The sequence below is a fragment of the Roseateles sp. genome (genome assembly GCF_052436255.1).
Classification (GTDB): Bacteria; Pseudomonadota; Gammaproteobacteria; order Burkholderiales; family Burkholderiaceae_C; genus Pelomonas.
On the sequence record NZ_JBQVNP010000064.1, the window covers coordinates 12,078 to 28,216 of the forward strand.

Genomic DNA, 16,139 nt, shown 5'->3' on the forward strand with positions numbered 1-16,139 from the left:
GCAAGCATCGCCGTCCCCTTGGGGGACCGGCCAAGGTACCCCTTGGACGAGGGGCTCCACGTTCTAGACGATGCCCGAGCCGCTGGCGCCGGCCCTGGGCGGCCGCTTCACCGCCGCTTGCTCGCGATAGCCGCTGGCGCGGTAAGCCGCCACCGGGTCGATGGCGCCGCCCGAGCGCAGCCGAGCCATCGCGAGGATGGGACTCACATCGGTGCGGAAGGCTTTCTTAAGCGCCTGCGCAGACTGCAGCACGTCGTTGGCTTCCTGGAAGCCGGCGAGCGCGGCGCGGTCCACCATCGCCGCCTGCACGAAGGCGCGCTGCACTTCGACGGCGCTGCTCATCAGGCTCTCGATGGGGTCGGTCACGTTGTGCGACTGGTCCAGCATGTAGGCCGGGCTGAACGTGCCGTCACGCTGCGCCGCATCGGCCAGCTCGTTGAAGACGAGGAAGAGCTGGAAGGGGTCGATGGAGCCCGAGTCCAGGTCGTCGTCGCCGTACTTGCTGTCGTTGAAGTGGAAGCCACCGAGCTTGCCGAACTGCGCCAGGCGCGCCACGATCATCTCGATGTTGGTGTTGGGCGCGTGGTGGCCCAGGTCCACCAGGCACTTGGCCTTCTCGCCCAGGGTCTGCGCCGCGGCGAAGCTGGTGCCCCAGTCGGCGATGACGCTGCAGTAGAACGCGGGCTCGAACAGCTTGTGCTCGATGTACATCAGCCAGTCGTCGGGCAGCGCGGCGTAGATGCCCTTGGCGCTGTCGATGTAGCGCTCCAGCGAACCGCGCAGGTTGTGCTGGCCGGGGAAGTTGGCGCCGTCACCCACCCACACCGTCAAACCCTTGGAGCCCAGCGTCTTGCCCAGGGCTATGCAGTCGATGTTGTGCGCCACGGCCTGCTCGCGGGCGGCGGGACTTTGCGCGGTCAGGCTGCCGTATTTGTAGGTGTGGGCCTGGCCGGCCTGATCCTGGAAGGTGTTGGAGTTGACCGCGTCGAAGGCGAGGCCGAGGCTGTCGGCCTGCTGGCGCAGGGCCTTGGGGTCGCTGGGCTTGTCCCAGGGGAAGTGCAGCGACACGGAGGGCGTGGCGCGCGTCAGCTGGTGGATGACGGCGCAGTCCTCCAGCTTCTCGGTCACGTCACGCGGCTCGCCCTTGCCGGGGAAGCGTGCAAAGCGCGTGCCACCGGTGCCCACGCCCCAGCTGGGCAGGGCGACCGCGAAGGTCTGGGCCGCGGCCGTCAGCGCCTCGATGTCCACGCCGCGGCGGGACAGCATGCCGCCCAGCGCGTCGAAGTCGGCCTGCAGCGTGGCGCGCTGCGAGGCGTTGTGTTGCTCGACCTGGCCGGCGTCGATGATGTTCGTCGTCATATGGTTCTCCTGAATTCAGTATTGCGGGCCGAGCGCCGGGCTGCCATGGGCCAGAGGCCCATGGCCTGTCGTAGGCACAAGCAGTCCGCAGGGACTGCTTGTGTCCGACTCCAGTTCGCCAAGCCGGCCCGCGTTGGGCGATGTGCTTGCGGCTCAATGCCGCAAGCATCGCCGTCCCCTCGGGGGACCGGCCAGGGTTGCCCGCGTTCAGCAGGGCAAGACTGGACGAGGGGCGTCATCTCGTGAATGCGGCCGCGTTGCCGGCGTCGACGTTGAGGATGTTGCCCGTGCTCTTGCCGGACTTGTCGCTGGCGAGGAAGTAGACCGCCTCGGCGATGTCTTCCGGCAAGACGCTCAACTTCAGCATGCTGCGCTGGCGATAGAACTCTTCGATGTTGTCCGAGTCGATCTTGTTGGACGCAGCGCGCTCTTCCTTCCACTTGCCGTCCCATATGCGCGAGCCGCGGATGACGGCGTCGGGGTTGACGACGTTGACGCGCACGCCGATGGCCGCGCCCTCCAACGCGATGCAGCGGGCCAGGTGGATCTCGGCCGCCTTGGCCGTGCAGTAGGCCGATGCACCTGCGGAGGCGACCAGGCCGTTCTTGCTGGCGACGAACACCATGCTGCCGCCGATCTTCTGTGCCTTGAGCAGGCGGAAGGCGGCGCGGCTGACGAGGAAGTAGCCGGTGACGAGGATGTTCTGGTTGCGGTTCCAGATCTCCAGCGAGGTGTCCTCCAGCGGCGCGGCGGAGGCGATGCCGGCATTGGAGACGAGGATGTCCAGGCCGCCGAAGCGCAGGGCCGTGGCGGCAATCAGGCTTTCGACTTCGGCTTCGGAGGTGATGTCGCCGCGCACGGTGGCCACCGCGTCCTTGCCGCCGACCTTGATCAGCGCCTTGCTGGCTTCCTCCAGCGCTTCGCCGTCGATGTCGGTCAGCATGACGCAGGCGCCTTCCTGCAGCAGCTGGCGCGCGACGGCCTGGCCGATGCCACCGGCGCCACCGGTGACCAGGGCCACGCGGCCGGCCATGCTCTTGGGTTTGGGCATGCGTTGCAGCTTGGCTTCCTCAAGCAGCCAGTATTCGATATCGAAGGCTTCCTGCTCGGGCAGGCCGACATAGGTGTCTACGCCGTTGGCGCCGCGCATCACATTGATGGCGTTGATGTAGAACTCGCCGGCGATGCGGGCGGTGGCCTTGTCCTTGGCGAAGGACAGCATGCCCACGCCGGGGATGAGGTAGATGATGGGGTTGGCATCCCGCACGGCCGGGCTGTTGGGCCGCTTGCAGCGCTCGTGATAGGCGCGGTAGTCGGCGCGGTAGGCCTCAAGCGCAGCATCCAGGCCGGCCAGCACGGCGTCGACATCGGGCTTGGCCGGGTCGAAGTCCAGCACCAGCGGGCGGATCTTGGTGCGCAGGAAGTGGTCGGGGCAGGAGGTGCCGAGCGCGGCCAGCTTAGGCAAATCGTGGCTGCCGACGAACTCCAGCACCACGTCGCTGTCGTTGAAGTCGCCCAGCTTGCGCTCGTCGGCACTGATGCGGCCGCGCAGCGCGGGCATCAGCTTGGCGGCGATCGCTGCGCGCTGCTCGGCGGGCAGCGCCACGGTCTTCACGCCGCCGAACACCGGCTGCTTGATGTTCTCGTTCAGCCACTGCTCGGCCAGGCGGATCATCTCCAGCGTGATCTCGTAGCAGCTCTTGGCCGTGTCGCCCCAGGTGAACAGGCCGTGGCCTTCCAGGATGATGCCCTTGAGGTGGGGCTGCGACGTGGCCAGGGCTTCGAGCTTCAGACCCAGGTCGTAGCCGGGGCGCTGCCAGGGCAGCCAGCCCAGCTGGCCACCGAAGATCACCTCGGTCAGGCGCTTGCTATCGGCGCAGGCGGCGATGGCGATGATGGCGTCCGGGTGCATGTGGTCCACATGCGCCTTCGGGATATAGGCGTGCAAGGGGGTATCGATACTCGCGGCGCGCGGGTTCAGGTTGAAGGTGCAGTGCGGCAGGTAATCCACCATCTCGTCTTCACGTTCCAGGCCGCGATAACGCTTCTTCAGCGCCTGCAGCTTGGCCATATAGAGCGTGGAAAAACCATCGAGCTTGATGGACCCCAGGTCGCCGCCGGAGCCCTTGACCCACAGCACTTCAACGTCTTCGCCGGTCAGGTGGTCGCGCATCATGACCTTGGCCGAAGTATTTCCGCCGCCGAAATTCGTCACGCGCAAATCCGAGCCCAGCAGGTTGGAACGGTACAGCAGCAGTTCCGGCTCGGTCAGCTTGGCGGCCACCGCATCGTCCCATTTGGACACGATGGGCGCCTTGCCTGAGGATTCGGCAGGGGTTTGGGAATTTGCAGTCATCAGCTTGCCTGTATTCGGTCGATATTTCATCCCGCCACCGCGGCATGCGGCTCGGGACCCGCGCATGGCGGGAGATTCACAAGGAAACGGGGCGCAGTGTGAGCCGAAACGCCGGCGCCGGCGCGAGGCTGCCGCAGTAAATCAAAAGGATGAGCGAAAGCTCGGCTCGGCCGCCAATCGCTCAGCAAACGCTCACGGCCATGAGCGTTTGCTGATTGACCTCGTCATGTGCCTGACGTAATCTGCATTTCGGAACTGCGTTTCACCCTTGGCCGGGCCGCTCAGTTGAGCGGTTGTGAGCGGGGCAGGCGAGTTCCAGCGGCCGGCGCCTACGCTCAACGGCCGCGATCAGGCGCCGGCCTCAGCCGGCTGCCGAAGGCAAGCGACGCCCGCCCCGGTATGCAACAGAGGGTTGGGTGACATAACGACGAGACAACGGTCGCCAACGCTGCGTGCCAAGGCGCCCGACAAAGGTGAATCATGATCAATCACAAGCGCCATAAGCGCCTGCTCAAACTGCTGGACGAGCGCGAGAACGCCAGCGTTCAGCAACTGATGGAGTGGTTGTCGGCCTCGGCCGCAACGGTGCGGCGAGATATATCCTGGCTGGCGGCAAAAAACCAGCTGACGCGCACCCGCGGTGGCGCCCAAAGGTTGGAGCAGAAGAAGAAATCTTATGCACTGACCAGCGAGACATTCCAGAACAATATTCAGCAGAACGGCGCTGCCAAGCGTGCCATTGCGCGTTATGCCACGTCGATGTGCAATAACGGCGAAACCATCATCATCAATGGCGGTACTACCACGTTCATGATGGCGGAGTTTCTCGTCGAGAAACAGCTGAAGATTCTCACCAACTCGTTCCTGATGGCCGAGCGCCTGCTCGTCACCAGCGACAACGAAATCATCCTGCCCGGCGGCAAGGTCTACCGCGAGCAGAATGTCATTCTCAGTCCCTTCGAGAACGACGTCGCCCAGCACCACTACGCGGCCAAGATGTTCATGGGCGTCTACGGCCTGTCCATCCTGGGCCTGATGGAGGCCGATCCGCTGCTGATCCAGGCCGAGAAGCGCCTCATCGGCCAAGCCGAGGAGCTGGTCGTGCTGGTGGACAGCTCCAAGTTCGCGCGCAAGGCCGGGCTTGTGCTGTGCGGGCTCAACCGGGTGTCAACGGTCATCACCGACACCGGTGCTTCCGACAGCGCCGTGCAGCTGCTGGAACACTACGGCGTGCGCGTCATCACCGTGGAGCCCGAAGCCGTGGACCCGCGGGTGGCGGCGGCCTCGGCCATGAGCTCGCGTGACTACGCGGCCGTGCTGGAGGCCGGCGCCTACCACCACGCGGGCCTGCATTCTTGAGTGCGGCGGTGCGTGGAACCGTCGTTCTCGACATCGGCAAGACCAACGCCAAGCTGACGCTGATCGACGCGGCCGGCAAGACGCTGGCCGACGTGCGCACACCCAATACGGTGCGCCGCATCGGGCCCTTTCCGCACCACGACACCGAAGGGCTGTGGGCATGGATGGTGTGCCAGCTGCGCGAGCTGTCTGCGCTGGCCGACATCCGCACCATCGTGCCGGTCACGCACGGTGCAACGGCTGCGCTCATCGATGACGCCGGCCTGGTGCTGCCGGTGCTGGACTACGAGCACGTGCCAGGCGACGCCGCCGATGCGGCGCGTTATGCGGCGCTGCGGCCGGCGTTTGAAGAGAGCGGCTCGCCGCAGTTGCCGGCCGGGCTCAACCTCGGGCGCCAGCTTGAATGGCTTCAAGCCCACTACCCTGCCGAGTTCGCGCGCGCCAAGCAGGTGCTGATGTATCCGCAATACTGGGCCTGGCGCCTGTGCGGCGTGGCAGCCAGCGAGGTCACGTCACTGGGTTGCCATACCGACCTGTGGCGCCCCGGGGAGGGCGCGTGGTCGTCCCTGGTCGAGGGTCAGGGTTGGCGGCGGCTCTTCCCGCCGCGCCGCGATGCCTGGGCGCGGCTGGGCGCACTGCGCGCCGACGTGGCGGCGGGCACCGGGCTGCCGGCCGATTGCGAGGTGGTCTGTGGCATCCACGACAGCAACGCCTCGCTGCTGCGCCACCTGCTGACGCTGCAACAGAGCGGACCCTGCACGGTGCTGTCAACCGGCACCTGGGTCATCGCCGCGGCGCTGGGTTCGGCGACGAAGCCGCTGGTCGAGGCGCAGGACATGCTGGCCAACTGCGATGTCTTCGGTGACGCGGTGCCGTGCATGCGCTTCATGGGCGGGCGGGAGTTCGCGTCGATTGCGGGGACGGAGCCGGCAGCGTTCGTTGCGGCCGATGCAGAGAAGTTGATTGCACGGCAGACGATGGCGCTGCCCTGCTTTGCGGAAACGGGCGGGCCGTTTGCCGGCCGGATCGGGCGTGTTGATGGCCCGGTACCTGAGACCGATGCCGAGCGCGCGGCGCTGGCGACCTTGTATGCGGTGCTGATGACGGACTACTGCTTGTCTTCGTTGGGCGCCAGTGGTCGCGTGGTCGTCGAGGGCGCGTTCACCGCCAATCCGTGGTTCGGGCCGTTGCTGGCCGGGCTGGCGGAAGGTCGGGACGTGACGGTGTCGGATGACAGCAGCGGCACGACTTGCGGGGCCTGGCTGCTGGATGCCTGGGGCAGCGAGGCGGGGTCGGCGGTGGCGCCGGTCGTGGCGTGGAACCCGTCGGGATGGCGGGGGTATCGGGATGCTTGGCGTGCTGCGGCTGGAGCGGCTTGACGCGTGAGGCCCATGCCGGGAGTTCGCCCCGGCGGGCGAGTCACTTTCTTGTGCGGACAAGAAAGTAACCAAAGAAACCGCCCCCGTTCCGTCGCCCCTACGCTGCGCTGCGGGGTCCCCTGCGATGCCTCGGAGCCCGAGGCCCGCGCAAAACTCCCTCCGCTGCGCTGCGGTCAAACAGTTGCGCGGAGTCAGTTGACGAAGCGCGCTGCGCGCGCGCCTCGGGCTCCTGCGCTTCTCGGCTCCTCCAAGGGGAGCCCCGAACAGCCCAACAGCCAACAGCAAAGCCTGAAAGCCGGTTGGCGCCGGCTGTTCTTCACCCCCCTCTGAGCCCGCCGAGCACCGCAGGGCAGCCCGCTGCGAAGCTAAGGGCCAGGCGGTTCGGGGGCGACTTTTTGCCTTCTTTTTGGTCGCTCAAAAAGAAGGTCGCCCGCCGGGGCGACGACCCGGCATGGGCCGGGCCGCAATACGCCAACCTCCGCGTCAGCCCTTCCGCCGCCGGCGAACGCCGGCAACCCCCAGCCCCGCCAGCGACGCCAACGCCAACGACCCCGGCTCCGACACCGTGAACGCGCGCACGCTGTCGATGGCGGGTGCGCTGTAACCACTGTTGTCACTGGCGCTGTCGAACGCAAAGACGCGCACTTCGCTGAAGCCGGCCATGTCGCTCAGCGCCAGCACGTCGCCAATGCCCGCAGCGCCCAGCGACACCTTGCCGCTGCCGGTCAGCACGCCGTCCAGCCAGGTCTGCCACAGCACGTGGATGTTCAGGTAGCCGGAGTCGACGGCGAACTCGATGCCGTGCAGTTTGGGGCCTTCGCTCTTGATGGACAGGTAGGCATTCGTTCCCGCCGTGGCGAAGTAGTTGCCCGAGAAAGACTCGCTGTAGGTCTGGCCGGCCGGCACATCCACGCAGAACTCGCCGGCATAGCCGCAGCCGCCGTTGTCGTTCGCAAAACCGGTGTGCGTGAACTGCAGGCCGCCTTCGGACCAGGGGCTGTCGAGGTGGGTGTTGGCCTCGAAGTCGGCCGCAAACGTCAGGTGCGTCGCACCCGGCGTGGCGCTGCCGGCGCCGGTGGTTTGCACGACGGCTGCAGTGGCGGGCAAGGTGACCAGGGCGGTCAGCAGGGCGGCGAAGGTCTTCTTCATGATGTCGTTGTGTGTGTTCATTGCGCAGCGACCAGGTCGATCGCGTCGAACGACAGGCCAGGGCTCAGGAAGTTGTCGCCGCCGGTGCCGCTGGCGATATTGATGGTCAGCGTGTTGGTGCCGACGACGAGCTGGCTGGCCGGGATGTCGAAGTTGTAGGTGCGGTTGAAGCCGCGATAGGTGCCGACCGTCAGGTTGCGCGACACCTTGGGCGGCGCTGGCGGGATGCCCGACGACCAGCTGTTGACGGTCACCACGGGGCGGGCGCTGTTGAAGTCCGCCGTGACGCCCAGGCGCAGCCGCAGCGCCGCCGCGTTCTGGCCACGGCGCAGCGTGAAGCGCACCTGCAGGCCGTTGTTGTGCTTCTGCCATTGGTAGGCCGGCCAGTGCGTCGCGGCGTTGGACTGGCCCACCACGAAGGGCGCCACCGTCCACGGGGCCATGCGCACGTCGCTCGGATGCATGAAGGTCAGCTTGTCGCCGTTGATGAACTCCTGCGGCGTGCCGTCCCAGCGGCCGATGCGCCAGAGGGCCGGCGTGGTTTCGGGGTCAGCCGTGATGGCCACCGGGTTCAGCGCGTAGTTGGCGTTGGCGGTGACCGTGACCGACCCGGTCTGCACGGCGAGCTCGCCCTTGTAGACGGTCATCGTGTAGACGCCCGGCAGCATGCCGGTGGCCGTGAAGCGGCCGTCCACGGGGTCGGCATCGGCCCAGTACTGCGCCTGCGCGTTGGCGAATCCCACGGTGTAGGGCAGGCCCGCGAGGCGACCCGTCAGCCCGGCGCCGCTGACCGAACCACGGCCCACCGGCGGCACATAGCCCACCAGGCCCAGCTGGCCGTACCAGCTGGTGTCAGGTCTTGCCGTCGGCACGCTGCCGTCGTTGAAGATCATCGTGTACGCGTTCAGCACGTTCAGGCGGAAGGGCTCCGTCTGCGCCTCGCCGTAGTTGACGATGTAGGTCAACTCGTTGGTCGTGCTGGTGATCTGCTGCAGCAGGCTGCGGTAGAAGGGGCCGCTGGAGCCGCCCTCGTTGTTGTCGCGCCAGAACCAGACGCCCACGCCGGGGCCGGTGCCGCCGACGAACTCCCAGTCCTTCAAGCGCCGGTTGGCATAGTGCTTGGAGCGCGTCTGGCCATGGCGCGGGTCCGTGGCCGGGAAGCCGAACACGTCGCTGGCCTCGATGGCGCCGCTGGTGCCGCGCAGATCCTCGGCCCAGAAGCTCTCGCCGCCATACGTGACCAGGCCACCTGCGGCATGAGGCGGGCCGCCGTTGGGCAGCCTGGCGACGGGGATGCGGGCGATGAAGCGCACCAGGCCGTGCACATCGGGCTGTTCGGTGAAGTGCGTGCCCATGTGGATGTTGGACTCCCCCTTCTTCACCACGTAGTAGTGCGTCAGCACGCCGCCCTTGGTGCTGGTGCTGGTGAGGGTGACGCGGATGTAGTCAGTCGCGTTGACCACGCCGCCGTTGGCGCTGGAGGCCGGGATCACGGTGCCATTGGCGCTGACGGCCTCGACCTTCAGGCCCACGGCGCCGACACCGTTGTAGAGCCAGTCGGCCCCGGAGTTGAGCTGCGTGCCGCGGGCGGGGTCGGCGTACTCCACGCCCTTGTAGACCATGCTCGACAAGTCGCCGATGGCCGTGGTGCTGCTGGCGTCCCAGCCCCTCACCTTGAACACCAGGCCACCGTCGGTGTCGATGATGTACTGCGGCCGGGCCGCGTTGTTGTTGTCGTGGACGGTGGTGATGCTGAAGGCCGCCATCGCGGCCGGCGCCAGCGTGGCAAGCAGGCCTGCGGCCAGCCAACGCGCCCAGGGCGGGCGTGTGCTTGTCGTGTTCATGGAGTCTCCTGGTTTCGTGTCGTTGTTCACTGTCGGTGGGGCAGCGCCCCTTGACCGCTGCGGACTCTAGGTAGCCGCGTGCAGCGCGTGTACTCAACTGCTTGAGCGTTTGGCCGCCAAGCCGGCCCCCCCACCGCTTCGTGCGCCGGAGCGATAGCGACGCGTGATCGCAGTCGCGCTCATATCGCAGGAACGGCAATGTCGGGCGGCCGCTTCCTCCTGCATCGGAAGGACGCCGGGCCCGGGTTCCCCCCAGTTTTGCGGCATACGCCGAGGCGAGCACTGCCTAAGCTGAAACGTCGTCATCCGTTTCGGGAGCCATCCATGACCACCACGTCCAGTTCGCGCCGCGCGGCGGCCGCCGACGTCGACGCCCAGCCGCCACGCTATGCCTACCACTACTGCAATGTCCGCCCGGGGCTGCCGCCCGTCAGCGGCCCGCAGGTGTTCGGCGAGCGTGCCTCGGCGATCAACACGCTGCGCGACAAGTGGCTCAACGGCACCGAGCTGACCTACTACTTCTATGACCAGCCCAGCGACGGCCAGACGGTCATGCTGGCCGACGGCAGCAGCCGGTTCGTGCCCTGGGCCGGCCCGGCCGAGCAGAAGCAGGCGTTGCGCAAGGCCTTCGAGTCCTGGGCCAAGCTGGGCCTGGGGCTGCAGTTCAAGGAAGTGCCGAGCCGGGAGCAGGCGATGGTGCGCATCGGCTTCATGGCCGGTGACGGCAGCTGGTCTTACGTGGGCCGGGCGCTGCTGGACGTCGCGGCCGACGAGCGCACGATGAACATCGGCTGGGATGTGACGCAGGACCTGGACACGGCCATCCACGAGATCGGCCACACGCTGGGCTTCAACCACGAGCACCAGAACCCCTTCTCGGGCATCGTCTGGGACGAGGAGAAGGTCTATGCGGCCCTGGCCGCGCCGCCCAATCGCTGGTCGCGCCAGAAGACCCACTTCAACATCCTGCGCAAGCTCGACGAGACCACCGTGGAAGGCACGACCTGGGACCCGAGTTCCGTCATGCACTACCCCTTCGGCCCCGGCCTCATCCGGCAGCCGGCCCAGTTCCAGACGGAGCCGCTTCAGCCGCCCGGCGGCCTGTCTGCGCATGACATCGCCCAGGTCCGCAAGATCTACCCGGCGCAGCCGCCGGTGAACGAACTCCGCGAGTTGGTGCTGGCCGAGTCGCGCCGGCTGCAGATCGCGGCCGGCGGGCAGATCGACCTGCGCATCAAGCCGGCTCGCACGCGCAGCTACCAGCTCGCCACCTTTGGCGAGGCGGACACGCTGCTGGCGCTGTACGAGGACGTGGCTGGTGACCTGAAGTTCCGCGGCGGCGACGACGACAGCGGCGAGGACCGCAACGCCCAGCTCAAGCTCAGGCTGCAACGCGGGCGCAGCTATGTGCTGCGCGTGCGGCTTTACTACGCCGCAGCGGCTGGAGAAACCGCCGTCATGTGGTGGTAGTAGCCTGGATCCGGCGGTCGGCCGCTTGCCACGCGTCCAAGGTCGGGGCGGGTCAACCGTGTGTCACCTGTCCACTGCGACCAGGCTGCGCCTCAGCGCATCAGCGCCTGATACGTCAGCGTGCGCACGCGCAGGTGCAGCGTGGAGTTGCCAGCGGGCCGCAGTTGCGTCATGAAGAGGATGACCAGCCTCTCCTTCGGGTCCACCGTGTACTGCGGGAAGTAGGCGCTGCCCCAGCCGAAGGCGCCTTCGCTGCCCAGCTCGGTGAAGCCGCCGCGCCTGACGTTGACCCAGAAGCCCAGCCCGAAGCCATCGGCATCGCCACGATATTTGCCGCCAAAGTGGTCGGCCGTCATCAGCGCCACGGTGTGGGGCGCGAGGATGCGCACGCCGTCGAGCTCGCCCATGTTCAGCAGCATCTGCAGGAAGCGCGTGTAGTCGCCCGCCGTGCTCAGCATGCCGGCGCCGCCAGACAGCAGCTTGGCGCGACCGTTGACGAAGTCGCTCTTGGCCGCCGTTTCCATCAGCTTGAGCTGGCCGCCCTCCAGGCCGTAGACATTGGCCAGGCGATCGAGCTTCTCGGGCGGCAGGAAGAAGCTCGTGTCCGGCATGCGCAGCGGATCGGTGATGCGCTCTTTGATGAAGCGGTCCAGCGACTGGCCGGACACGACTTCGACCAAGCGGCCCAGCACGTCGGTCGCATAGCCATAGATGAAGGTCTCGCCCGGCTGGCCTTGCAAGGGCAGGGCGGCGAAGCGCTCGGTCCATGCGGCCAGCGTCTCGTCGTTGCCGACCAGGTACCAGTCCTTCATGCCCGCAGCGCTGTAGGCGGCGTGGGCCGGGCCGGCGCCATAGCTCATGCCGGCGGCATGGGTCAGCAGGTCGTGGATGGTCAGCGCGCGGCGCGGCTTCTCGGTGCCGCCCTGGGCCAGGGCGACCTGCACGTTGGCAAAGGCGGGCAGGTAGCGTGAAACGGGGTCCTTCAGCAGGAAGCGACCTTCCTCGTAGAGGATCATGGCCGCCACCGTGGTCAGCGCCTTGGTCATGGACGCGATGCGGAAGATCGTGTCCGTGCGCATCGGCTTGGCGTGCTCGATGTCGCGCTGGCCATAGGCCTTGAAGACGACCGGCTTGCCGTCGCGCAGCACGGCCATCACCCCGCCGGCGAGTTGCTGCTTGGTGATCTGCTCGTCGATCGCTGAGTCGAGCCGCTTCAGGCGCTCGGGCGAGAAGCCCTGCGCGTTGACCGCCTCGGCGGCCTTGGGCGGCGCTGCGCTGGTGACGGGCGCGTGGGAGATTGCGGCGCAGGTCAGCGCCAGGGCAAGCAGGGAAGACTTCATCAGTCGCCAAGAGGTCGTTGTTGGGTGAAGCCAGGGCTGGCGGCGACGTTGTACTGCGCCGGCGGCTGCGGCTTGCCCGGGGCCATGGGGGCGAGATCATCGCGCAGCTGCGCGGCCACCGGTACGCGCGCCTCGCGCAGGGCGAGCGCGACCAAACGCGCCAACTGATCGGCGCCGTAGTTGTTGTGATGCGTGTTGTCGATCTTGCCCGCGTTGATCGGATGGGCGGCCTTGGAGTGCTCTGGGCCAAGTGCTGCATAGAACTGCTGGCTCAGTGCATTGAGGTCGATGAAGGCCAGCTTCATGTCGGTGGCGACGGCGCGCGCCGCGTCGGCGTACTCGGTCAGGCTGGGCTTGATGCGGCCCTGTGCGTCGAAGTTGCGCCGCTCCATCGACGACACGACGACCGGCACGCCGCCCCGCGCCAGGATGCGCTCGGCGTGCGTGCGCAGCTCGGCCTGGTAGGTCTGGGCATCGCCGCTGCCGTCCTTCTGCTGCTTCTGGTCGTTATGGCCGAACTGCAACAGCACGGTATCGCCCGGTTGCATGACGGACAGGATCTTGTCGAGGCGCCGCCGTGCCAGCGAGTCGCGCAGCGTCTCGCCCGACTGCGCATGGTTGGCCACGGCGACGCTGGGCTTGAACAGCGCCGTGATCATCTGGCCCCAGCTGCTGTAGGGCTCGCGCTGCTGGTCGGCCACGGTGGAGTCGCCGAGCAGAAAGACGGTGGGCACGTTGACCGGCTCGATGACGAGCTTGCGCAGGGCCGGGTGGGCGCCGTTGATCTCCAGTGTGATGCGCCGGTCCCAGGCCCAGACCTCGTCCTGGCTCTCGCGGGGCTCCTTGAGCTTGACGGCGCCGGGCTCGATGCCGGGAGCGGCGGCGATGTGGGCGGTGCGCACGTTGACGATGAAGCTGCGCTGTGCAGTGGCGCCGGCGGGCAGCTGCACGCTGTCGAGCATCAGGCGGCGCAGCTCGGCCTTGATCGTGGTGTCGCTGGCTTCGGGCCCGCCAAGGGTGGCGGTGACGCGGTAGTTGCCTTCGGCGGGGACATCGACGGTGAAGTAGCTGGGCAGGCCGGCGGCGTTGCGCGGCGCGCCAGGCTCGAAGCCGTGGCCGCGCTCGCGGGTGTAGGTTTCTGCGCCGTCGATGTTCAGGCGCATGGGTTCGTTGGCGAACGCGTGCGTGGCGAGGAGGGTGGCGCTGAGGAGCAGTCCCTTTTTCATGCTTGTCTCTGCTTTAGCTTTGATGGGGGAGGCCCAGCGGGAGTTCGCCCCGGCGCCTGGCCCTTCGCGTCGCAGCGGGCTGCCCTGCGAGCCTCGTCGTTCGAATCCACCGGTCAGTCGAGCAAATGCTCGCCAATCAACGCCAAATTCTGAATCGCCGCCAACCCCCATTGCGCCGTGTCGTTGGTCGATATCCACGACGCCTCGTTCACCTGATTCAGTGCCAGCGGCCCGACGATGCGCGTCGTCTTCAGCGTCTTGACGCCGCGCGGGTCGTCGGCCAGGAACTCGCGCCAGGCCCGTTGCGCGAGCGCCTGGTCCTGCTTCTGCCGCGCCGCATAGGCCGTCAGCCGCGAGTGGCCCACGCTGAGCACCGTGCCGCCGCCGTGCGGCACGCCCAGCGCCTTGACCTGCTGCTCGCGCGGCGCGTTGTACAGCTCGCAGTACTGGATCCAGGCCTGCTTGAACGCCGGCTCGTCGATCAGCTCGGCCAGCTCGGTCATCATCTCCATGCCGCCGAACACGGCGCTCAGATGGCTGGCAGACACCTTGTTGCCGCTGACGTTGTGGAAGGCGCCCTCATTGGGCCCCGTCGGCTCGTAGCCGCCGCTGCCGGTGAAGAAGCCGTGTGGCATGGCTGCAATGCCCTGCATGCCGCGCAGCAGCTTGTTGCGCCAGCGCGCATCACCGGTGCGTTCCCACTCGGTCATGAAGTTCGCGACCAGCGACCCCCAGTCGGTGCCGAAGCCGATGCGCGCCGGCCACGGGCCCTTGTCCACCCGGCCGGCGATCTTGCGCACCGGGTCCACCGCGTCGAGCTTGGTATCGACGTCCAGCACTTCGCGCATGACATCGCCGATGCGTTCGTCGGCCGTCAGGTAGTAGTAGAAGCGCCGGTTGGCTGACGTCGAGATGCGCGCCTGCTTGGCGCTGCAGCCCCAGTGCTGCACGTTGTGGCGCGTGCCCAGGCCTTGGAAGCGGCCTGCGTGATAGACGTCGACATCGCTGGTGTGGCGCACCATCGCTTCGGCCACGCGGAAGATGTCGGCGCGGCCGCTGCGCAGATAGGCGTACCAGAGCCAGATGTCGGGCGACAGCTCCGAGTTGTCCCAGGCATAGCCGCCGACGTCGTAGCGCCATTCGTGGCGGTCGGCGTCGTAGGTGTGGCGGAAGTCGCCGTAGTCCCAGAAGCCGTACCAGCGGCGCTGCTCGATCTCCTGCTCGTAGAAGCCGAACAGGAAGTCGAGCTTGTCCTCGATCTTCACGCGCGTGGGCGTGCTGCGGTCGGGCAGGCTCCACAGCCTGCCGAACACGCCGGCCGACAGATAACGCGATGGTGAAGCGGCAAGCTGCGGCGGCGTCTGCACGGCGGCGGCCATCTGCACGAGGCGCTCGCGGGTCGGCGTGCCACTCAATGCCCACAGCGTGATCTCGCTGCTGCGGGCAATGCCCACCGGCGTGCCGAAGCCCTTCTCGTAGTCTTCGTAGGTGATCTCCAGGCCTTCGAGCTCCTCGGCATGCGTCTGCATCCCCAGGCCATCGTGATAGAAGCGCAGGTCCATGGCCGGCGCCTCGGGCGAGTGCATCCAGACGGTGACCTCGGCCGCATCGGTGTGCGCGTTGCGGATGTCGAGCTGGGTCGGGTGCAGCTGCCAGAAATTGCGCAGGCCGAAGGCCACGCCACCGGTCGCGCCGCCGATATAGCCGGTGCCCGGTGCACGCTGGCCGAAGGCGGCCGGGATCCAGCCATGGCCGGCCTTGGTGCGCTTCCTGATCTGGAAGCCGTCGGCGCTGAGCTGGCTCAAGGAATAGTCGCCCCAGGCCGGGATGCGGTGCTGCAGCTTGCGCACCTGCGCGCCCCATTGTTCGAGCGGCGGCGTGGCGCGGCCGGCCAACTGGGCCTCGCGAACGGCGGCACCCGGTTCACGGCGCAGGCCGGTCAGGTTGCGCACGCCTTCGGCCCACAGGCCTGCGGCCTCGCCGGCAAAGCGCACATGGCGGTCGTAGAGCGCATCGCGCAGCGGCACCTGGAAGCGCAGGCCGATGCCGCGCAGGAAGTCGGTCTGGTCATCGCCGTCGAAGACGAAGCTGTGCATCATGCGCAGCGACTCGGCGCCGGCATAGAAGTAGAAACGCACCGTGAAGGGCAGCCATTCGCGGCCACGCGCGCTGCGGTGCTGGCCGTCGACCTTGATGACGGCGCGCACGGGGCCGGTCTGCTCGACGGTCAGCTTGGCGATGCGGGCGTCGAAGCGGGTGTGCGTGACGTCGCCCTGGTCGTTGTCGGGCTTGTCGTCGGTCTGCGCGATCAGCGTGGCCGCGCGCAGGATCTCGCGGCCGTCACGCTCGATGCTGCGCACGAGCTGACTGCCCTGACGCGGCAGCATGGCGCGGATGACGCCGGTGTCCACCTCGACGAACTCGGCTTCTTCACGCACCGTGACGCGCGCACCGCTTGGGGTGGCGCCCTTGCCCGGGCGGATGCTGGGGCGGGCGCCCGCATCGACGCCGGCCGGCAGCGCATGCGCCGTCCACTTCAGAGAGCCATCGGGCCACCAGGCCAGCGGCCAGGTCTGCAGCGGCAGCGGCTTGCCTTGTGAATCCAACGCGTGAAAGGCCTGATCCTTCTTGTGCTGGCCGCGTGGCCAGGGCAGGCC

10 protein-coding genes are annotated in these 16,139 nt (G+C 67.6%); 3 read left to right on the top strand and 7 right to left on the bottom strand.

All coding sequences use genetic code 11. From position 1 onward, the window contains the following. Nucleotides 1–63 precede the first annotated feature (63 nt). Both rhaI and ACT6S0_RS15400 read right to left on the bottom strand, forming a co-directional pair. Nucleotides 64–1,359, bottom strand: coding sequence for an L-rhamnose catabolism isomerase (gene rhaI, locus ACT6S0_RS15395; RefSeq protein WP_444764683.1), 1,296 nt, complete (start codon nt 1,357–1,359; stop codon nt 64–66). Nucleotides 1,360–1,594: 235 nt separating this feature from the next. Then, complete coding sequence (locus tag ACT6S0_RS15400; protein WP_444764684.1) at nt 1,595–3,715, bottom strand: bifunctional rhamnulose-1-phosphate aldolase/short-chain dehydrogenase; 2,121 nt, start codon at nt 3,713–3,715, stop codon at nt 1,595–1,597. A gap of 480 nt (nt 3,716–4,195) precedes the next feature. On the opposite strand from ACT6S0_RS15400, the gene ACT6S0_RS15405 reads away from it, so the two are divergent. Then, nucleotides 4,196–5,074, top strand: coding sequence for a DeoR/GlpR family DNA-binding transcription regulator (locus tag ACT6S0_RS15405; protein ID WP_444764685.1), 879 nt, complete (start codon nt 4,196–4,198; stop codon nt 5,072–5,074). An 8-nt stretch (nt 5,075–5,082) separates the two neighbouring features. Then, entirely contained in the window at nt 5,083–6,453 is a 1,371-nt protein-coding gene (locus ACT6S0_RS15410; RefSeq protein WP_444764686.1) for an FGGY-family carbohydrate kinase, read from the top strand. Between the two features lie 483 nt (nt 6,454–6,936). Here ACT6S0_RS15410 and ACT6S0_RS15415 read toward each other — a convergent pair whose 3' ends face one another. After that, on the bottom strand, nt 6,937–7,623 hold the full coding sequence (locus tag ACT6S0_RS15415) for a hypothetical protein (RefSeq protein WP_444764687.1): 687 nt from the start codon (nt 7,621–7,623) through the stop codon (nt 6,937–6,939). After that, entirely contained in the window at nt 7,620–9,446 is a 1,827-nt protein-coding gene (locus ACT6S0_RS15420; RefSeq protein ID WP_444764688.1) for a rhamnogalacturonan lyase B N-terminal domain-containing protein, read from the bottom strand. The genes ACT6S0_RS15415 and ACT6S0_RS15420 overlap by 4 nt, the downstream gene beginning before the upstream one ends. 324 nt (nt 9,447–9,770) lie before the next feature. On the opposite strand from ACT6S0_RS15420, the gene ACT6S0_RS15425 reads away from it, so the two are divergent. Next, entirely contained in the window at nt 9,771–10,916 is a 1,146-nt protein-coding gene (locus tag ACT6S0_RS15425) for a M12 family metallopeptidase (protein ID WP_444764689.1), read from the top strand. Between the two features lie 92 nt (nt 10,917–11,008). Here the strand turns inward: ACT6S0_RS15425 and ACT6S0_RS15430 are convergent, their stop codons facing one another. The 3 genes from ACT6S0_RS15430 to ACT6S0_RS15440 all read right to left on the bottom strand — a co-directional run. Continuing rightward, nucleotides 11,009–12,256 carry a serine hydrolase domain-containing protein gene (locus ACT6S0_RS15430; protein ID WP_444764690.1) on the bottom strand — a complete coding sequence of 416 codons (1,248 nt, stop codon included), beginning with the start codon at nt 12,254–12,256 and terminating at the stop codon, nt 11,009–11,011. Continuing rightward, nucleotides 12,256–13,482 (bottom strand): rhamnogalacturonan acetylesterase, encoded by a 1,227-nt coding sequence (locus ACT6S0_RS15435; RefSeq protein ID WP_444764691.1) that lies wholly within the window; start codon nt 13,480–13,482, stop codon nt 12,256–12,258. The genes ACT6S0_RS15430 and ACT6S0_RS15435 overlap by 1 nt, the downstream gene beginning before the upstream one ends. Nucleotides 13,483–13,595: 113 nt before the next feature. Then, nucleotides 13,596–16,139 (bottom strand): exo-rhamnogalacturonan lyase family protein (locus tag ACT6S0_RS15440; protein WP_444764692.1); only part of this gene is annotated, 2,544 nt, incomplete at its 5' end.